At 64.2% G+C, this 15,878-nt stretch carries 10 protein-coding genes; 7 read left to right on the forward strand and 3 right to left on the reverse strand.

The annotated features are described in order from the left end of the window. Positions 1-264: 264 nt before the first annotated feature. A complete protein-coding gene (locus tag V5A38_RS03760; RefSeq protein ID WP_332324413.1) occupies positions 265-1,158 on the reverse strand; it encodes a tetrahydrofolate dehydrogenase/cyclohydrolase catalytic domain-containing protein in 894 nt (297 codons plus the stop codon). 666 nt (positions 1,159-1,824) lie between these two features. Between V5A38_RS03760 and V5A38_RS03765 the strand changes: the two genes are divergently transcribed. The 4 genes from V5A38_RS03765 (at position 1,825) to V5A38_RS03780 (ending at position 7,914) form a co-directional block, all read left to right on the forward strand. Next, entirely contained in the window at positions 1,825-2,685 is an 861-nt protein-coding gene (locus tag V5A38_RS03765; protein ID WP_332324414.1) for a methylenetetrahydrofolate reductase, read from the forward strand. Between the two features lie 145 nt (positions 2,686-2,830). Further along, positions 2,831-4,117 carry an NAD-binding protein gene (locus V5A38_RS03770; RefSeq protein WP_332324415.1) on the forward strand — a complete coding sequence of 429 codons (1,287 nt, stop codon included), beginning with the start codon at positions 2,831-2,833 and terminating at the stop codon, positions 4,115-4,117. 138 nt (positions 4,118-4,255) lie between these two features. Then, positions 4,256-6,118: a BCCT family transporter gene (locus V5A38_RS03775; RefSeq protein WP_332324416.1), complete on the forward strand. Its 1,863-nt coding sequence runs from the start codon at positions 4,256-4,258 to the stop codon at positions 6,116-6,118. Positions 6,119-6,531: 413 nt separating this feature from the next. Continuing rightward, on the forward strand, positions 6,532-7,914 hold the full coding sequence (locus V5A38_RS03780; protein WP_332324417.1) for a glycine cleavage T C-terminal barrel domain-containing protein: 1,383 nt from the start codon (positions 6,532-6,534) through the stop codon (positions 7,912-7,914). A 153-nt stretch (positions 7,915-8,067) separates the two neighbouring features. On the opposite strand, the gene V5A38_RS03785 is transcribed toward V5A38_RS03780, so the two are convergent. Continuing rightward, the gene (locus V5A38_RS03785; RefSeq protein WP_332324418.1) at positions 8,068-9,795 is read right to left on the reverse strand and encodes a formate--tetrahydrofolate ligase; all 1,728 of its coding nucleotides are present in this window, start codon (positions 9,793-9,795) and stop codon (positions 8,068-8,070) included. Positions 9,796-10,034: 239 nt separating this feature from the next. Then, positions 10,035-10,628 carry a cyclodeaminase/cyclohydrolase family protein gene (locus V5A38_RS03790; RefSeq protein WP_332324419.1) on the reverse strand — a complete coding sequence of 198 codons (594 nt, stop codon included), beginning with the start codon at positions 10,626-10,628 and terminating at the stop codon, positions 10,035-10,037. A 525-nt stretch (positions 10,629-11,153) separates the two neighbouring features. On the opposite strand from V5A38_RS03790, the gene V5A38_RS03795 reads away from it, so the two are divergent. The 3 genes from V5A38_RS03795 to V5A38_RS03805 all read left to right on the forward strand — a co-directional run bounded on the left by V5A38_RS03795 (position 11,154) and on the right by V5A38_RS03805 (position 15,506). Beyond that, positions 11,154-13,688: an FAD-dependent oxidoreductase gene (locus tag V5A38_RS03795; RefSeq protein WP_332324420.1), complete on the forward strand. Its 2,535-nt coding sequence runs from the start codon at positions 11,154-11,156 to the stop codon at positions 13,686-13,688. A 67-nt stretch (positions 13,689-13,755) separates the two neighbouring features. Further along, positions 13,756-14,529 carry an electron transfer flavoprotein subunit beta/FixA family protein gene (locus V5A38_RS03800; RefSeq protein WP_332324421.1) on the forward strand — a complete coding sequence of 258 codons (774 nt, stop codon included), beginning with the start codon at positions 13,756-13,758 and terminating at the stop codon, positions 14,527-14,529. Next, a complete protein-coding gene (locus V5A38_RS03805) occupies positions 14,526-15,506 on the forward strand; it encodes an electron transfer flavoprotein subunit alpha/FixB family protein (protein ID WP_332324422.1) in 981 nt (326 codons plus the stop codon). Before V5A38_RS03800 ends, V5A38_RS03805 begins: the two co-directional genes overlap by 4 nt. Positions 15,507-15,878 lie beyond the last annotated feature (372 nt).

Genomic DNA, 15,878 nt, shown 5'->3' on the forward strand with positions numbered 1-15,878 from the left:
GAGGGGCTGAAACACGTCGAACACGGGAGAGGCTCCGACAAAAACAGTCACAGTGACACGAATCGGCCTCAAGGCGGGCCGGTACGGCGGTCGAAAGGCGGACGCTCCGGCGTCGGTTTGCCGTCCTCGAGGCGTGTGGAGCAGTTTCGGGTCGGCCGTGGGGGCGAGCGCGGCGCGAGCGGTGGTCTCGTCGGGTCTGTCGTACGTCATTATCGGTGTCTTCCGGGAGAGTGGGTGAGCGGTGAACAGCTACAACCGACCCGCTCAGGGCAGTTCGACGTCGACGTCTGACTGCAGGGAGGCGGCCTTGACCGTGTTGTACAGCACCATCGTGATGGTCATCGGGCCGACGCCGCCGGGGACGGGCGTGATGATGTCGGCCTTCTCCTTCGCACTCTCGAAGTCGACATCGCCGACGAGCGCATAGCCCTTTTGATTGTCGGCGTCGACGCGGTTGACGCCCACGTCGACGACGACGGCGCTCTCCGAGAGCATCGAGCCGTCGATCATCTCCGGTACGCCTGCGGCCGCGATGACGATGTCGGCGGTCCGGGTCTTCTCCGCGAGGGAATCGGTCCGAGAGTGACACACTGTCGTCGTCGCGTTCCCGCCAGGGGCCTTCTGGATGAGGAGGTTCGCCATCGGCTTGCCGACGATCTCCGACCGGCCGACGACTACCGCGTCCTTACCCTCGGTGTCGACGCCGGCAGCCTCCAGCAGCTTCTGGATGCCGTGGGGCGTGGCGGGCTTGAACCGCGCGTGGCCGGCGACCAGTCGCCCGACGTTCTCGGGATGGAATCCGTCGACGTCCTTCACGGGGTCGACCGAGCGCAGGACACGGCGTTTGTCGACGTGGTCCGGGACCGGAAGTTGGACGAGGATGCCGTTGACGGTGTCGTCGGCGTTTAGTTCATCGATGACGTCGAACAGCTCCTCGGCCGGTGCCCCGGGGTCGAGCTCCCGATGGACGCTCTCGATGCCGATTTCCTCGCAGGCCTTCTGCTTCATCGAGACGTAGGTCTCGCTCCCGGGGTCCTCGCTCATCAGCACCGTCGCGAGGGATGGCGTCACACCCTCGGCTTCCAGATCGTCGATGCAATCGTGGAGATCCTCGCGAACCCGGTCACCGATGGCGTTCCCGTCGAGAACGGTCGTCACCGGGACTCACCTCCAATCGCGTGAACGGTCGTGCTGGGGTACATGGTCTGGCTCATCCGGCACCCGTCTCCGGGGCGGCCCGGTCGTCTATCCCTGGAACGGTCCGGTCCCGGCCCGAGAGCGCGGTGCCGAACGGTACGTATAGCTACTCTTGGGCCGTAATCAAATCAACGGGTCCGGGGGAAGTCGGACTCGGTGTCGACAGTCGTTCCACAAAACATCATTGAACAGACATTTGTAGCCGGGGCGAGGGAGAACGTCCTGATAGTGATTACTGCGAGTCTGTCCCGCCGTGACCATCCGTGTCGGTGATGGGAGCCCCTGAACCGGCGGCGTTCGACACCGTCGATGCAACTATTCGCCGTAATCACTATGAGCGGGCCGTTGAGCCCCCGGTGACGGCGAAGCGGATCCGGTTCCGGTCTGCCGGGACAAGACCTAACTTCGTGGTGCCGTAGAATTAGCCGATGGTTACGGTCGGACCCAGTGGTCACCAACGTGGTGACACGTGGACTGCCAGCCCGGCGATTGCCGGTCGACAGCTGTCCGGGGGCCCCTGAGAGAACGGCATACACTCCAGTAGGCGACTGGCCCGGCGGCGGTCGTCGGGGACGGTCGCGACCACGCCGACAGCGAGGACGACCGCGTACCACTGCACCCAGACTCATGGCACTCGGAACAAGTTCGACGACGAACGACGGCGCCCAGATGCTGCTCAGGAACCCGCGGTACGAAGTGATGCCGTTCGACAGCTTCGGCGAGCAGATGGAGCTTCTCCCGGACGGCGCGAGGATGACGGTTACCACTTCCCCGACGCTCGGCCTCGATGCGACTATCGAGTGGACGAAGACGGCGGCTGCAGAGGGGTACGAAATGATTCCCCACATCGCCGCCCGGTACGTCGAGGACGAGGACCACCTCGACGAAATCGCGGCCCAACTGCAAGAGGCCGGGGTCGAGGGCATCTTCGTCCCCGGGGGGGACCGCGACGAACCCGTCGGCGAGTTCGAGTCAGCCCTCGACCTGCTCGAGTCGCTGGAGGACCTCGGCTACGAGTTCGACGAGGTGGGAATCACCGGCTACCCGGAGGGTCACCCCATCATCGACGACGAGACGCTCGCCGAGGCGATGACGAACAAAGCGCCGTACGCCACCTACATCGCGACGCAGCTCTGCTATGACCCCGACGCGGTCATCAACTGGATCGAACGCGTCCGCGAGGAGCGCGGCGTCGACCTCCCAATCGAAGTCGGTATCCCCGGGGTGCTGAAGTACCAGCGCCTGCTGGGCATCTCCAACAAGGTCGGCGTCGGCGACTCCGTCAAATTCCTTCGGAAGACCACGGGCATCGTGGACTTCATCCGCCGGTTCATCGGCTCCCGCGGTAAGTACACCCCCGACCCTCTCGTCGACGGTCTCGCCCCGTACACCGACGACGACAAGTACGACATCCGCGGACTCCACATTTACACGTTCAACCAGTCGGCCGACACCGAGAAATGGCGGCTGGACCGTCTCGAGGAGTAACCGCCTCGCACGGCTTCCTCCGCGACGCAGGCCGTGACGCCAGTTCAGTGGTGGTTCACCTTGCTGGGCGCGTACGTTGCATTTAGTATAACCTCTTGGACGAGCGCGTGCTATTTTTATACCCCGACGCGGAAACTGTCAGACAGTGTCCGAGAACACCGACCCGGAACGTGACTCGGCCCTGGAGACGCTGTTCTACCAGACCGACAGAGTCCGGTTCGTCAACTGGCGGGAGTTCTCGGGTTCGAAGCCGACGGTCGTACTGACTGGCGCTATCACCGTCGTGTCGTTCATCACTGGACTGTCGAACATCAGCCAAGGGGTGATGCTCGAGGGCGTGCTGGCACCGGTGCTGCCGGCGGCCGAACTGTACGCGCGGTTCGCCGGAGTGCTGTTCGCGTTCCTGCTGGGTATCACCACAATCGGGTTACAGCGACGGAAGCGCATCGCGTGGTACGTGGCGGTCGCGGTCCTGCTCCTTCTGAGCCTGCTGCCGTTGGCGACGTTCCAGACGACAGATATTCCCCTATTACTGCTGGTGGCACTCACGGTCCCGTTGCTTATCCGGAACCGCGGGCAATTCGACCAGCCGCTTGACCTCTCGCCACTGCAACTCGCCTCGATCCTCTCGGTCGGCGGGGTCGTCGTGTACGGGACCGTCGGCTCCTACGGTCTGCGGGACCAGTTCACGGGGGAGCTGCTTACCTGGACCGACGCGTTCTACTTCGTCATCGTCACCATCGCCACTGTCGGGTACGGCGATTTCACGCCGACGACGCCGGAAGCGAAGGTGTTCTCCCTGACCGTCATCCTGTTCGGGACCGGTGCGTTCACAGTGGCGGTCGGTTCGCTCATCGTCCCAGCAATCGAATCGCGGATGGCCGCCGCCTTCGGAACCATGACAGCTTCAGAACTCAATCTGCTCGAGGACCACGTGCTCGTCCTCGGCTACGGCGACATCACGGAATCGCTACTCGACGAACTCGTCGACGAAACTGATGTGGTGGTGGTGACGGACGACGAGAGCGTCGCCTCGGAACTCGACGATAAGGGCGTTAGCGTCCTCACCGACGACCCGGCCGACGAGGACGCGCTCGGCGATGCCAGAATCGATGCCGCGAGTGGCGTCGTCGTCGCCACACGGGACGATGCCAAAGACGTTCTGACGGTGCTTGCTGCGAAGAATGCCGCCCCCGATATCCGAGTGGTTGCGGCAGCCAACCGCCCGAAGCACGTCGGAAAGCTCGAGCAGGTTGGTGCCGATGAGGTCATCAGTCCGATGACCATCGGCGGACGGCTTCTCAGCCGGTCGGTGCTCGGAGGGACGACTACGGAGGAACTGTTTGAATCCGTCGGGGACGGAGGACCCACGCCGGGGAACGGCGAGGAAGCCGCTTCCGAAGACGGGGGAACTGGTGACGTCGAGGAGTGACCCGCGAGCGGGTTCTGTCCGTGGAACTGTCGCAACTCGGGAACCAGCACGTACGCCGAGCACTCGAACCGCGAACTGGACGCCACTCGAAGTCGGCGGGTGCAGTAGTAATTTACCACCCGGTTCCTATTCCCTGTTATGGGTTACCAAGGAGCTACCCCGCTTGAGCAGTCAATCGGGACGGTGCTGGCTCCCGTCTTCGCGCTATCCGGGGCCGTCGTCGTTTCGGGGTTCTTTTTCCCTTCGTTCGTCGGCGCGAACATCAGTGGCCACGTCTGGCTCATCATCTCACTGGTGTTTTTTGGCTCCGGCCTCGGCTACATCGCGGTAATACCGGGCGAGAACGACGAGGACCGGGATTCCGAACACACCGCCAGCTACCTCCTTCGCATCCGGCGGCTCACCTGGTCCGACACTGTCCGGCAGTTCCTCGCTAACCAGGACCGGGTTACCTTCGGAGTCCCAGTGGTCGTGTTCGCGCTGTTTTTTCTGGTCCAGTACGTCGTCCCCGAGCAGACCAACGTCGCGGTGAGTGCCGTGCAGACGTTCCTTCTTCAGGACATCGGCTGGCTCTTTCTCGGGGCGATGTTCCTCGCCGTCCTCTACTGTCTGTTCCTGTTGCTCGGCCCTTGGGGGGAGATCAGGCTCGGCGGACCTGACACGGAACCGGACTACACCTATCCGACGTACTTCTCGCTGGTGTTCACTGCGGGCATCGCAGCGGGCATCGTCTTCTGGGGGCCCGCGGAGGCGCTGTATCACTACGGCAACCCGCCGCCGTACTTCGGGGCCGAGCCACAGTCGACGGTGGCCATCGGGGCGGCGCTCACCTATTCGTTGTTCCACTGGGGCATCTCCGCGTGGTCCGCCTACACTGTGATCGGCCTGCCGATCGCGTATTTCGTCTACGAACGGGGGGCACCCCTCCGGGTCTCGACGATACTGACGCCGTTTCTCGGCGTCGACGGGCTCGATTCCCTGTGGAGTCGGGTAGTCGACATGCTGGCCATCTTCGCGACCATCGGCGGCATCGCCACCTCGATCGCGTTGGTCAGCCAGCAGTTCCTCGCCGGCATCGACTACCAGTGGGGCGTGAGTGCGGGTGCGCTCGGCCCGATACTGTTCGTGGGCGGGCTGACCCTGATCTACGTCCTCTCGGCGACGACGGGCGTCCGCCGTGGAATCAGGCGAATCGCCAGTCTGAACGTCGTCCTGTTCGCGCTGTTCGCGCTGCTGATCGCCGGCCTCGGTCCGCTGGGGTTCATCGTCGAGCGGGGTACCGGAGCGGTAGCGAGCTATGCAGTCAACTTCGTGCCGATGAGCCTCTATATGGGGGCGGACTGGGTCGCCAACTGGACGGTCTGGAACTGGTCGTGGTGGTTCTCGTGGGCCCCCTTCGCCGGCCTCTTTCTCGCGGCGCTCTCACGGGGACGGAAGGTCCGGACCGTCGTGTTGACGGGTGTCGTCGCCACGTCGGCTGCGACGATAGCGTGGTTCCTCCTGCTCGGCGGGACCTCGCTGTTCCTCCAGCACTCCGGAACGGCGGACATCTTGGGCGCGATTGCCGACCGTGGTGGCTCAGTTGCCGTCGCCAGCTTCCCGCTGTTCGCCACGTTCCCGATGGACCAGTTGTTGATCTTCCTCTTTCTCGCACTGATCGTCGTGTTCATCACGACGTCGGCAGACACCTCGACGCTCGTGGTCGCGGTGCTGGCGAGGCGTCGAGGGCAGTCGCCCACGACCGGGAGCATCGTCTTCTGGGGCTTCTTTCAGGGGACCATCGCCGTGTCGGCGCTGGTGGTCGGCGGTGCCGAAACCCTGCAGGCGCTCGCAGTGATGACGGGCGGTCCCTTCGCTGTTCTCTCGCTGGTGGCGCTGGCAGGCCTGACGCTGACGTTCCGCCGTGAAGAGGGCGGACACACCTCGCCGATACGCCGCCTCTGGGAGCGGGTCCCGACCGTCGAGGTCCACCACGACGTCGAACCGCCACAGGACGACTGAGGTGTGGACCATCGCGAGGCGATAGACCACTGTCGAACGCGCTGGTCAGCCGTCGGCGACCCGGTGGGACCACGTGGCCTCCGTCTTCGACAAGGTGAACCTCGTGAAGCCGACCGGGCCCGCGCCCGCCCGTCACTCGAAAACGTCGGGGGCCGGGGGCCATGTCGCTCGTGGGGCAATCTTTCGTGGACTCGAAAACACAACGTGTCAGAACGATGAATTTTCACGGAGGACCGCTGCCGGTTGCTCCCCCGTGGTCTAGACACGCGGCGTTTCCCGGACGAGAAAGTGTCTCTGAACGCAAATTCCTGGGTACTGCCCGGATACGACATTATTCACAGTACCGACAGGATGCAAAGCAGAACCTCGCTGATGCGCTATTTTTTATGGGTCGGCCGTGTAGTGGCCTGTCGATGACAGACCACGGAAACGGAGGCGGGAACCACCCGAACCACCCAAGTGTCGACCAGTCCGACCGAACAGTACCGAGAAACCTGCGACAGACGGGTGACCCCGGAATCGAGATGCTTGTCTCGACCCGCGTGCGGAAGTCGCCGTTCTTCCACAAGTCGTTCAACGAGAACGGCGCGTGGCGGGCCACGGTGTACAACCGCCTCTATCACCCTCGCGGGCTCGTCCAACCCGAAGACGGTGGTGCGATGGAGGAGTACGACGCGCTGGTCAACAGCGTGACCCTGTGGGACGTCGCGGTCGAGCGCCAGATTCGCGTGAAGGGCCCGGACGCCGAGGCGTTCACCAACTACGTCATCACCCGGGACGCCACGGACATCGAACCGATGAAGGGGCGATACGTCACCCTCTGTAACGAGGACGGCGGGGTGCTGAACGACCCGGTCCTCTTGCGGCCCGAGGAGGACGAGTTCTGGTTCTCAATCTCCGACTCCACGCTCATGCAGTGGCTGCAGGGCGTCAACGTCGGCGAGGGCTATGACGTCGAAATCGACGAAATCGACGTCGCCCCGATGCAGATACAGGGTCCCCGCTCGGAGGACGCGATGATCGACGTCGTCGGCGAGGAAGTCAGTGATATCCCCTACTACGGACTGATGGAGGCAGAGATAAACGGTAGCGATGTCCTCGTCAGCCAGACCGGTTTCTCTGGCGAGAAAGGCTTCGAGATCTACGTGAAAGACGCAATGAAGAACGCCGAACGCGTCTGGGACCCGGTACTGGAGGCCGTCAGGGACCACGGCGGAATGCAGATTGCGCCCGGCCACCACCGTCGCATCGCGGCGGGGATCATGTCATGGGGCCAGGACTTCGACCACGAGACGTCGCCGTTCCAGGTCAACCTCGGGTACCACGTCCCCGACGACAAGGAGGCCGACTACATCGGCAAGGAGGAACTCGAGAGGCAGAAGCAACTCATCGAGGACGGGGAGTACCCGTTCGAACTCAAACTGGTCGGTCTGAAGATGGCCGGCGAGCCCATCCGGGACTACGCGCCTGACTTCTGGCTCATCTCCGACCCGGAGAGCGGCGAGGAGGTCGGCTACATGACGTCGCCGTGGTGGAGCCCGGAGCTCGATACGAACATCGGGATGGGGTACGTGCCGGCCGACAAGCTTCAGGAGGCGACCGACGCGACGCTCGACGACGAGGTCTACGAGGAGGACCTCGACCTCGAGTTCGAGGTCCATCTCCCGGACGAGTACGCCGAAGAACCGGGTGAGCCGGTGTTCGCCACGGTGGCCGAGGTGCCGTTCAAGGAGTCGGTCAACCCCAGCGCCCGCGAGCAGGCAAAGCTCAACGCGAGGAAGGAAGCCAACGAGTAGCCACCGTCTCAGGATCTTCCGGTCCACGAACCTGTCCGTGTAGTTCTCCAACGGGCCCGTCGGCCGGGGGCGTCACAGTCCGGCCTCCTCCGATGCCCGTCCGAGCGTGGCCACGATATGGACAGACCGGCCGGAGCCGAACGACTCGGGCGGTCAGAACAGCCCGGTGATGTTGCCGTCCTCGTCGACGTCCATATCCGCGGCGGCGGGCCGCGCCGGCAGTCCCGGCATGGTCAGGGCGTCGGCCGTGAGCGCGACGAGAAAGCCGGCACCGGCAGAGGGGTAGACTTCGGAAATCTCCAGTTCCCACCCCGCCGGCGCGCCCTTCTCGCTCGAGTCGTCGCTCAGCGAGTGGAACGTCTTGGACATGACGACGGGGAACTCACCGAAGCCGAGTTGCTCCATCCGGTCGATGTCGTCCAGCGCGTCCCTGGTGAACTTGACGCCGTCGGCACCGTATATCTCGGTGGCGACGGTTTCGATCTTCTCGGTAATCGGGTCGTCGTCGTCGTACAGATGCGTGAACTCGTCCTCGTCGCTCTCCTCGGCCGCGTCGACCACGCGCTCGGCGAGGTCGACGCCGCCTTCGCTCCCTTCCGCGAAGACCTCCGACTCGGCGGCCCTGACCCCGAGGTCGCCCCGGCAATGGTCGAGCACGGCCTGCACCTCCGCGTCAGTGTCTTCGGGGAACCGGTTCACCGCGACGACGAGGGGCACGCCGAACTTCTGGAGGTTCGAGACGTGCTTGTCGAGGTTCTCGAAGCCGGCCTCGACGGCGTCGACGCCGGCCGCCTCGATTTCGTCGTAGTCGACTGGCCACTGATTGAGGCCGTGGTACTTGAGCGCCCGGACCGACGCGACCACGACGACCGCGTTCGGGGTCATGTTACCCATCCGGCAGACGACGTTCATGAACTTCTCCGCACCCAGATCCGAGCCGAAGCCGGCCTCAGTGACGAGGTAGTCGGCCATCCCGAAGGCGGCCTTGTCGGCGATAAGCGAGTTGGTCCCGTGTGCAATGTTGGCGAATGGCCCCCCGTGGACGACCGCCGGGGTTCCCTCGATGGTCTGGACGATGTTCGGCTTGATAGCGTCCCGTAACAGCATCGTCGCGGGGCCGGTCGCCTCGATGTCGTCGACGGTGACCGGTTCGCCGTCCGTGTCGTAGGCGACGATGATGCGGGCGATGCGCTCTTTCAGGTCGGCGAGGTCGTTCGCGAGACAGAGCACTGCCATCAACTCGGATGCGGCAGTGAGAATGAACCCGTCCTCGCGGGGCGTCCCCCCGGACTTCCCGCCAAGCCCGACGACCGTTTCACGGAGGGCGCGGTCGTTCATGTCGACCGCTCGCGGCCATTCGACGTCGTTGATGTCGATGTCGAGGTCGTTCCCCTGGGAGATGCGGGCGTCGAGCATCGCCGCGATGAGGTTGTGTGCCGACGTGAGCGCGTGGAGGTCGCCGGTGAAGTGGAGGTTAATGTCCTCCATCGGAAGGACCTGCGAACGGCCACCCCCTGCCGCACCGCCCTTGACGCCGAACACGGGCCCGAGCGACGGCTCGCGAATAGCGATCATCGCCTTCTCGCCGACGTGGTTGAGCGTCTGGCCCAGGCCGACCGTGGTGACGGTTTTGCCCTCTCCCCGGGGCGTCGGCGTCATCCCGGTCACGAGAACGAGGTTGTTCTCGTTCTCCTCCGCCTCGTCGCGGAGCCGATTGATAGCAGGATGTTTGATTTTCGCAGTGTACTCGCCGTAGTACTGGAGGTCTTCGAGGTCGAGCCCCCACGGCTCGACGAGTTCCCATATCGGCTCCATGTCGGCCGACTGTGCGATCTCGTAGTCCGTTGGCATCGTTTCCTGACTCTCGTCCGGTGAAGTCATAACGTCGTATGATTCTCAGTAGGCGGACAAGAACGTTGTCCAAGCTGATACTGAAAGGACACGACGTGTTTGTTTGGCAACACACGGACCGGGGACTGCTCGTCGCATCGTCTTTTCGAGAGAAATAGTTTCCCGCTCCGGCAGTCGGACGGCCGTCGACTCCGTACAGGTGCGGTTTCGCTGGTTCGCCAACCGACGGCAACCGCCTGTGTGGACGACTGAGTGACGCAGCATCCACTCTACGACTGAGTGGCGTCGACGTCACTGGTCGCATCCTTGAGTGACCGCGCGACTGCGGCCTCGAGTTCGGCCACGCGGCGTCGCGTCCCCGCAACGAAGGACCGGTCCTCGATCCACGGTAAATTGTGACGAACCGCGAGTAGCGACGCCCGTAGTGCGCCGGCGGCGAGGACGGCTCCCATCCTGGCGTCAGCGGTCGCGTCGCTGTCGCCTTCCTCGGTTACGGTCACGGCTAGGTCGACGACGGTCAGGCATCGCTCGGCGATGGCCAGCGGGATGCCGGCCGCTCGCTTCATCTCGGACTGGCTCGTCCGGTCGGCGTCGGCCGCGAACAGGCTCTCGACGACGTCCGCATCCGCCCGTGCAAGTCCCATGAGGGTGCTCCGCTGGGTTCCGAGGAGGGCGCGAACGTCGGCAAGGCCCGACCCCTCGGCGGCGCTCGCCGCCCCGTCCATTGAGTGGACACAGGCCATCTCGCAGAGCGACGCCCCGATGGCTCCGACGACAGCCACGGCCGTGCCCCCGGCAGGAGCCACGTCTTCGGACCCGACGGCAGCAAGGAACTCGCCGATAGACTGCTCCGTGTAGGGCATACCGACCGAAGCCCCGGACCGAAGAAATACCTGTTCACGGCTGGGTCGGTTGGGTTCAACTACGCAGGTACACCTGACGAAATCGTGCTCAATAAAAAACCCTCATCCGGGGGTGACACGGGGGGAGTCGCGGACTCCGAACGATTGTTCACGTATCGTGGCCGGCGCGGGACCGGGCTTCCGGGAGCATACCGAGAAGAGCCTTGAGTTGCTCGGCCGCCTTGCGGAGCCGACCGTGAAACACTACATATCAGGTATCAGTTACTATGTGGGAACCCGAAGGGGGGGTTCCCAGTCGGCGTGATTAACGCAACTGGGAGCATCTCTATCCAGTGGTTTCTCGCGCCGGGGTCTACCTTCGTAGCTCGACATATAATTTATTTATCAATTATGCGGTCTTTTAATAGACAGCCAACCCCGAGAACCATGCGAGAGGATGACGAACCCCATCACTGTGCAAAACAGTCTCGTCGATAGGATCTCTACGAGTGGACACGGGTACGACGCTAGGGTCGGTGACAACCGATGAGTTCCAACGACCTGCCATCGAGCGCCGAGACGGTCATCATCGGGGCCGGTATCGTCGGCAACAGCCTCGCCTACCACCTCACCCGGTACGGCCGCGACGACATCGTCCTGATGGACAAGGGACCGCTACCGGACCCCGGCGGCTCGACCGGCCACGCGTCGAACTTCCTCATGCCCGTCGAGCACTCCAAGGAGATGACCCATCTCACCCGAGAGAGCATCGAGCAGTACAAAGACATGGACACGTTCACCGAGAGCGGCGGCATCGAGGTTGCCCGCACGGACGAGCGTGTCGAGGAACTGAAGCGGCGGATGCAGTCCGCAAAGGCGTGGGGCGAACCCGCCCAGATGCTCACACCGGAGGAAGTCGAGGAGCTGGTTCCCTACATCAACACCGACATCATCAAGGCCGGGTTCTACAGTGAGGGTGCCGGCACTTGCGACCCGCTCCGCGCCGGCGAGATCATGCGGGCCCGGGCGGACGAGGAATCAGACGGGGGGCTCAGCGTCTCACCGAACACGGAGGTGCTCGATATCCACGTCGAGCACGGAGAAATTCAGGCCGTCGAGACCGACCGCGGGACTGTTGAGGCCGACGAGGTCGTCGTCGCGGCCGGCCTCTGGAGCCCGAAAATCGCCGACATGGCCGGCGTGGATATCCCGCTCACGCCGGCGGTCCACCAGATGGTCAGCGTCGGCCCGATCGAGTTCTTCGAGCAGTTCGAGGGCGAGATCAACCATCCGGTCGTCCGGGACATGGACACCCAGATGTACGAACGGCCGAGCGGCAACGACATGGAGGTAGGCTCGTACCAGCACCGACCCATCCTGTGGGACGTCGACAACATCCCCTCGATCGAGGAGGCACCGCTGTCGCCGACCCAGCCGCCACTCACCGAGGACGCCTTCGAGCAGTCGATGATGGACGCACTGGAGCTGATGCCGGAGGTACTCGACGACCCCGGGGCCGGCGTCCGCTACGAAATCGACGGGCTACTGTCGGAAGCGCCGGACGGTGCGCCGCTGCTCGGCCCCCTGCAGGACGTCGAGGGACTATGGTCCTGTGCCGCCGTCTGGATCAAGGAGGCGCCGGCGATCGGCGAGGGCGTCGCCCAGTGGATGACCCGCGGATGGTCGGACATCGACCTCAGCGAGGCGAACATCAATCGGTTCTACGAGTACGGCACGCCGAAAGACTGGGTAAAGGCCCGTGCCAACGAGCTCTACCAAGAGATATACGGCATCGTCCATCCCTCCGAGCAGTGGCAGTCCGGTCGGCCGCTCCGGACGAGCGGCTTTTACGAGCAGCAAGACGCCCTCGACGCACGCTGGTTCGAGGTCGCCGGCTGGGAGCGGCCGCAGTGGTTCGAGTCCAACGAGGACCTGCTGGACGTCTACGAGGACGAACTCGAGGGTCTCCACCGGCCGAACGAGTGGGACTCCCGGTGGTGGTCGCCGATAATCCTCGGCGAGCACCTCCACACGCGGGACAACGTCGGTATGATCGGCGACATGGGGTTCGGCATCTTCGACTTCGTCGGGTCCGACGTCGTGGATTACATGGAGCGGATGGCCGTCGGCCGGACCGACGTCGACGTCGGCAAGACGGTGTACACGCCGATACTCGGGGAGAACGGCGGGTTCGTCTCGGACCTAACCATCGCCCGCCTCGGCCCGGAGCGCTACCGGGTCATCACCGGTGGGGCCGTGGCTGGCTCCGACCGGGCGTGGTTCAACGGGCACATCGGGGACGACGAGGAGGTCACACTCATCGACCAGTCGGACTCGCTGTGCACGCTCGGCGTCTGGGGTCCCGACGCCCGGAACGTCGTCGACTCCATCACCGAGGAGGACATGTCCCACGAGGCATTCGCGCCGTACACTGCTCAGGAAATAACGGTCGGAGACGTCGACGCGTGGGCGATGCGGCTGTCGTACGTCGGCGAACTCGGCTGGGAGATCTACACCCCCATGAGCAAGGGCCGCCGCCTCTGGAATCACATCGAGGAGGCCGGCGAGGAGTACGACATCCGGCCGGTCGGCATGGGCGTCTACGGCACCACCGGCCGCATGGAGAAGGGCTACCGGCTGTTCGGTCACGAACTGGAACTGGAGTACAACCCCGCGGAGGCCGGGCTCACCTTCCACGGCGTGAAGGACGCCGAGTTCAACGGGAAGGAGGCTTACGCCGAGGCAATCGAGGAGAACAACGTCGCCACGCTGTGTACGCTCTCCGTCGACGACCACGCACCGGAGGGGGGCCAGCCCCGGTTCATGCTGGGTAACGAACCCGTCCTCGACCAGAACGGTGAGGTCATCATCGACGACGAGGGGCGGCGTTCCTACGTCACGAGCGCCGGCACCGGCCCGAGCGTCGGCAAGCACCTCCTCATGGCGTACCTCCCGCCGGAGCACGCGGAGGAGGGCAAGCAGCTTCAGGTCGAGTACATGGGCGGGCACTACCCGGTGACTGTCGAAGTGGTCGGGAGCCGGCCGCTGTTCGACCCGAGCAACGACCGAATCCGCAGCTAGCATCGATGCACAGCCACCCCAGACCCGGGGTTATCGGAGACGCGATAACAACTCGATACACCCAACGATGGACGTTTTAACTTGTATCAAACGAGTACCCGACACCGGTGCAAAGATCGTACTGACGGACGACCAGCAATCGGTCGACACCAGCAACCTGGGGTTCACGATGAGCCCCCACGAGGAGTGCGTGATCGAGGAAGCCATCCAGCAGGTCGAGGAACACGGAGGCTCGGTAACAGTGTTGACGCTCGGCCCCGAGGAGGCGGCCGAACAGGTCCGGACGGGGCTGGCGATGGACGCCGACGAAGGGGTGTTGCTGGAGACCGACGGCGCGGAGTGGCGACCGCGGGCGACCGCAGGTGCCATCGTGGAGGCGGCCCGGGAGCCGTCCGGGGACGGTGTGGAATTCGACCTGCTGTTGTTCGGGAACGAATCGGCCAACGCGGCGAACTATCAGGTCGGGGTCCGAGTTGCCGAGGAACTGGGGCTCCCCTGCGTGACCGGGATCAAGACCCTTGATGTCGACGATGGAACCGCGGTCGCCAGTCGCGAGATTACCGGCGGCGAGGAGGTTTACGAGGTCGACCTCCCGGCAGTCGTCACCGTGAAGGAAGGCATCAACGCGCCGCGGTACGCGTCGATGCGCGCAAAGATGAAGGCACGGCGCGCGGAACTCGACCACCGGGAACCAGAACAGGAATCAGGTCCGGGGACCGTCGAGAAGGTCCGATTGGAGGCACCGGAGCAGGACGACTCCGACGCCGAGATTCTCGGAGAAGGGGCGGAGGCTGTCCCGGAAATCGTTCGCGTCCTCACCGAGGAGGTCGAAGTCCTGTGACCGCAGTACTCGGACTCCTTGAGCACGAGGCCGGCACGCCGGACGAGACGGCCCTCGAAATGCTCACCATGGCCCGGGGGATCGCCGAGGAAATCGGAACCCAACTCGGGGTCGTGGTGTTCGGCACCGAGGTCGACCCGGTCGTCGACGAACTGGGCGCATACGGCGTCGACGAAGTCCACCACGTGACCCACGAGCGGCTGAACAGCTACGCACCGCAAGCATGGGGTGAGAGCGTCGCACAGCTCGCCGAGGAACTCGACGTTGAGACGGTCGTCGCGCCCGGAACAGACCGCGGCCATGAGGTGTTGGCTCACGTCGGTGCCGTCCTGGACCAGCCGATGCTCGCCGACTGTGTCGAGGTCACGGTCGGTAACGCCTACGAGGTGACGCGACAGCGCTGGGGCGGCAGCATCTCCGAACACGCTCGCCTCGACGCCGAGCGGAACCTCCTCACCGCGTCGGCCCACGAGTACCCGGTAGCGCAGGCCGCCGAGACAACCGACCCCGGCGTCCAGCAGTTCACCCCGGCACTCGAGGAGGAGCACCTCCGGGTACAGGTCAAGCGCACCGAGGAATCCGACGTAGAGGGTGTCCCGCTGGAGGAGGCACGGGTCGTGGTGAGTGGCGGCCGGGGCGTCGGAAACGCCGAGGACTTCGACCAACTCGAGGAGCTCGCGGACCTCCTCGACGGTGCGATTGGTGCGTCGCGGGCCGCCGTCAACGAAGGGTGGCGGCCGCATGATGACCAGGTCGGGCTCACGGGGGCGAAAATCAGTCCGGATATCTACATCCCGTGCGGAATCAGCGGCGCTGTCCAGCACATGGTCGGCTGCAAGGGTGCGGAGAACATCCTCGTCATCAACACCGACCCTGAGGCGGCGATCGTCGGCAAGGCCGAGTACGCCGTCATCGGGGACCTCCACGAGGTCGTCCCCGAACTCAACGAGGCGATTCGCCACGAACTCGAGGAGTAGCGCGGGTGAGACGAGGATGCCGGACCGTCGCTGCTTCCCGGGCGGCGCGTCATCCGGCGTCGTCCGACCACAGTAGCCAGAGTGCCTGGTACACCGTCCAGAGGTCGCAGTGACATTGTTCCGCAACGGTTCGGCACGCGGAGACGTATCGGTCGTAGTCTTGACTACCCTCCCCTGCTCGCGCTAACGCGGTCGCTGAGGATGTGGGCTTAGCGTCTGTTGGAAGCAAATTGATACAACTGTAGTACTCTCTGATTCATTTCTCGCTCTGTGAGAGATAAATCACCGTGACAAGCGGTCTATGACACCCGCACGGCTTGGAAAGTATAGCACACCAACTGAACAGCTGTTTCAGTTCGAACCAGATGGTGA

The organism is Halolamina sp., from assembly GCF_036626355.1.
Lineage (GTDB): Archaea > Halobacteriota > Halobacteria > Halobacteriales > Haloferacaceae > Halolamina.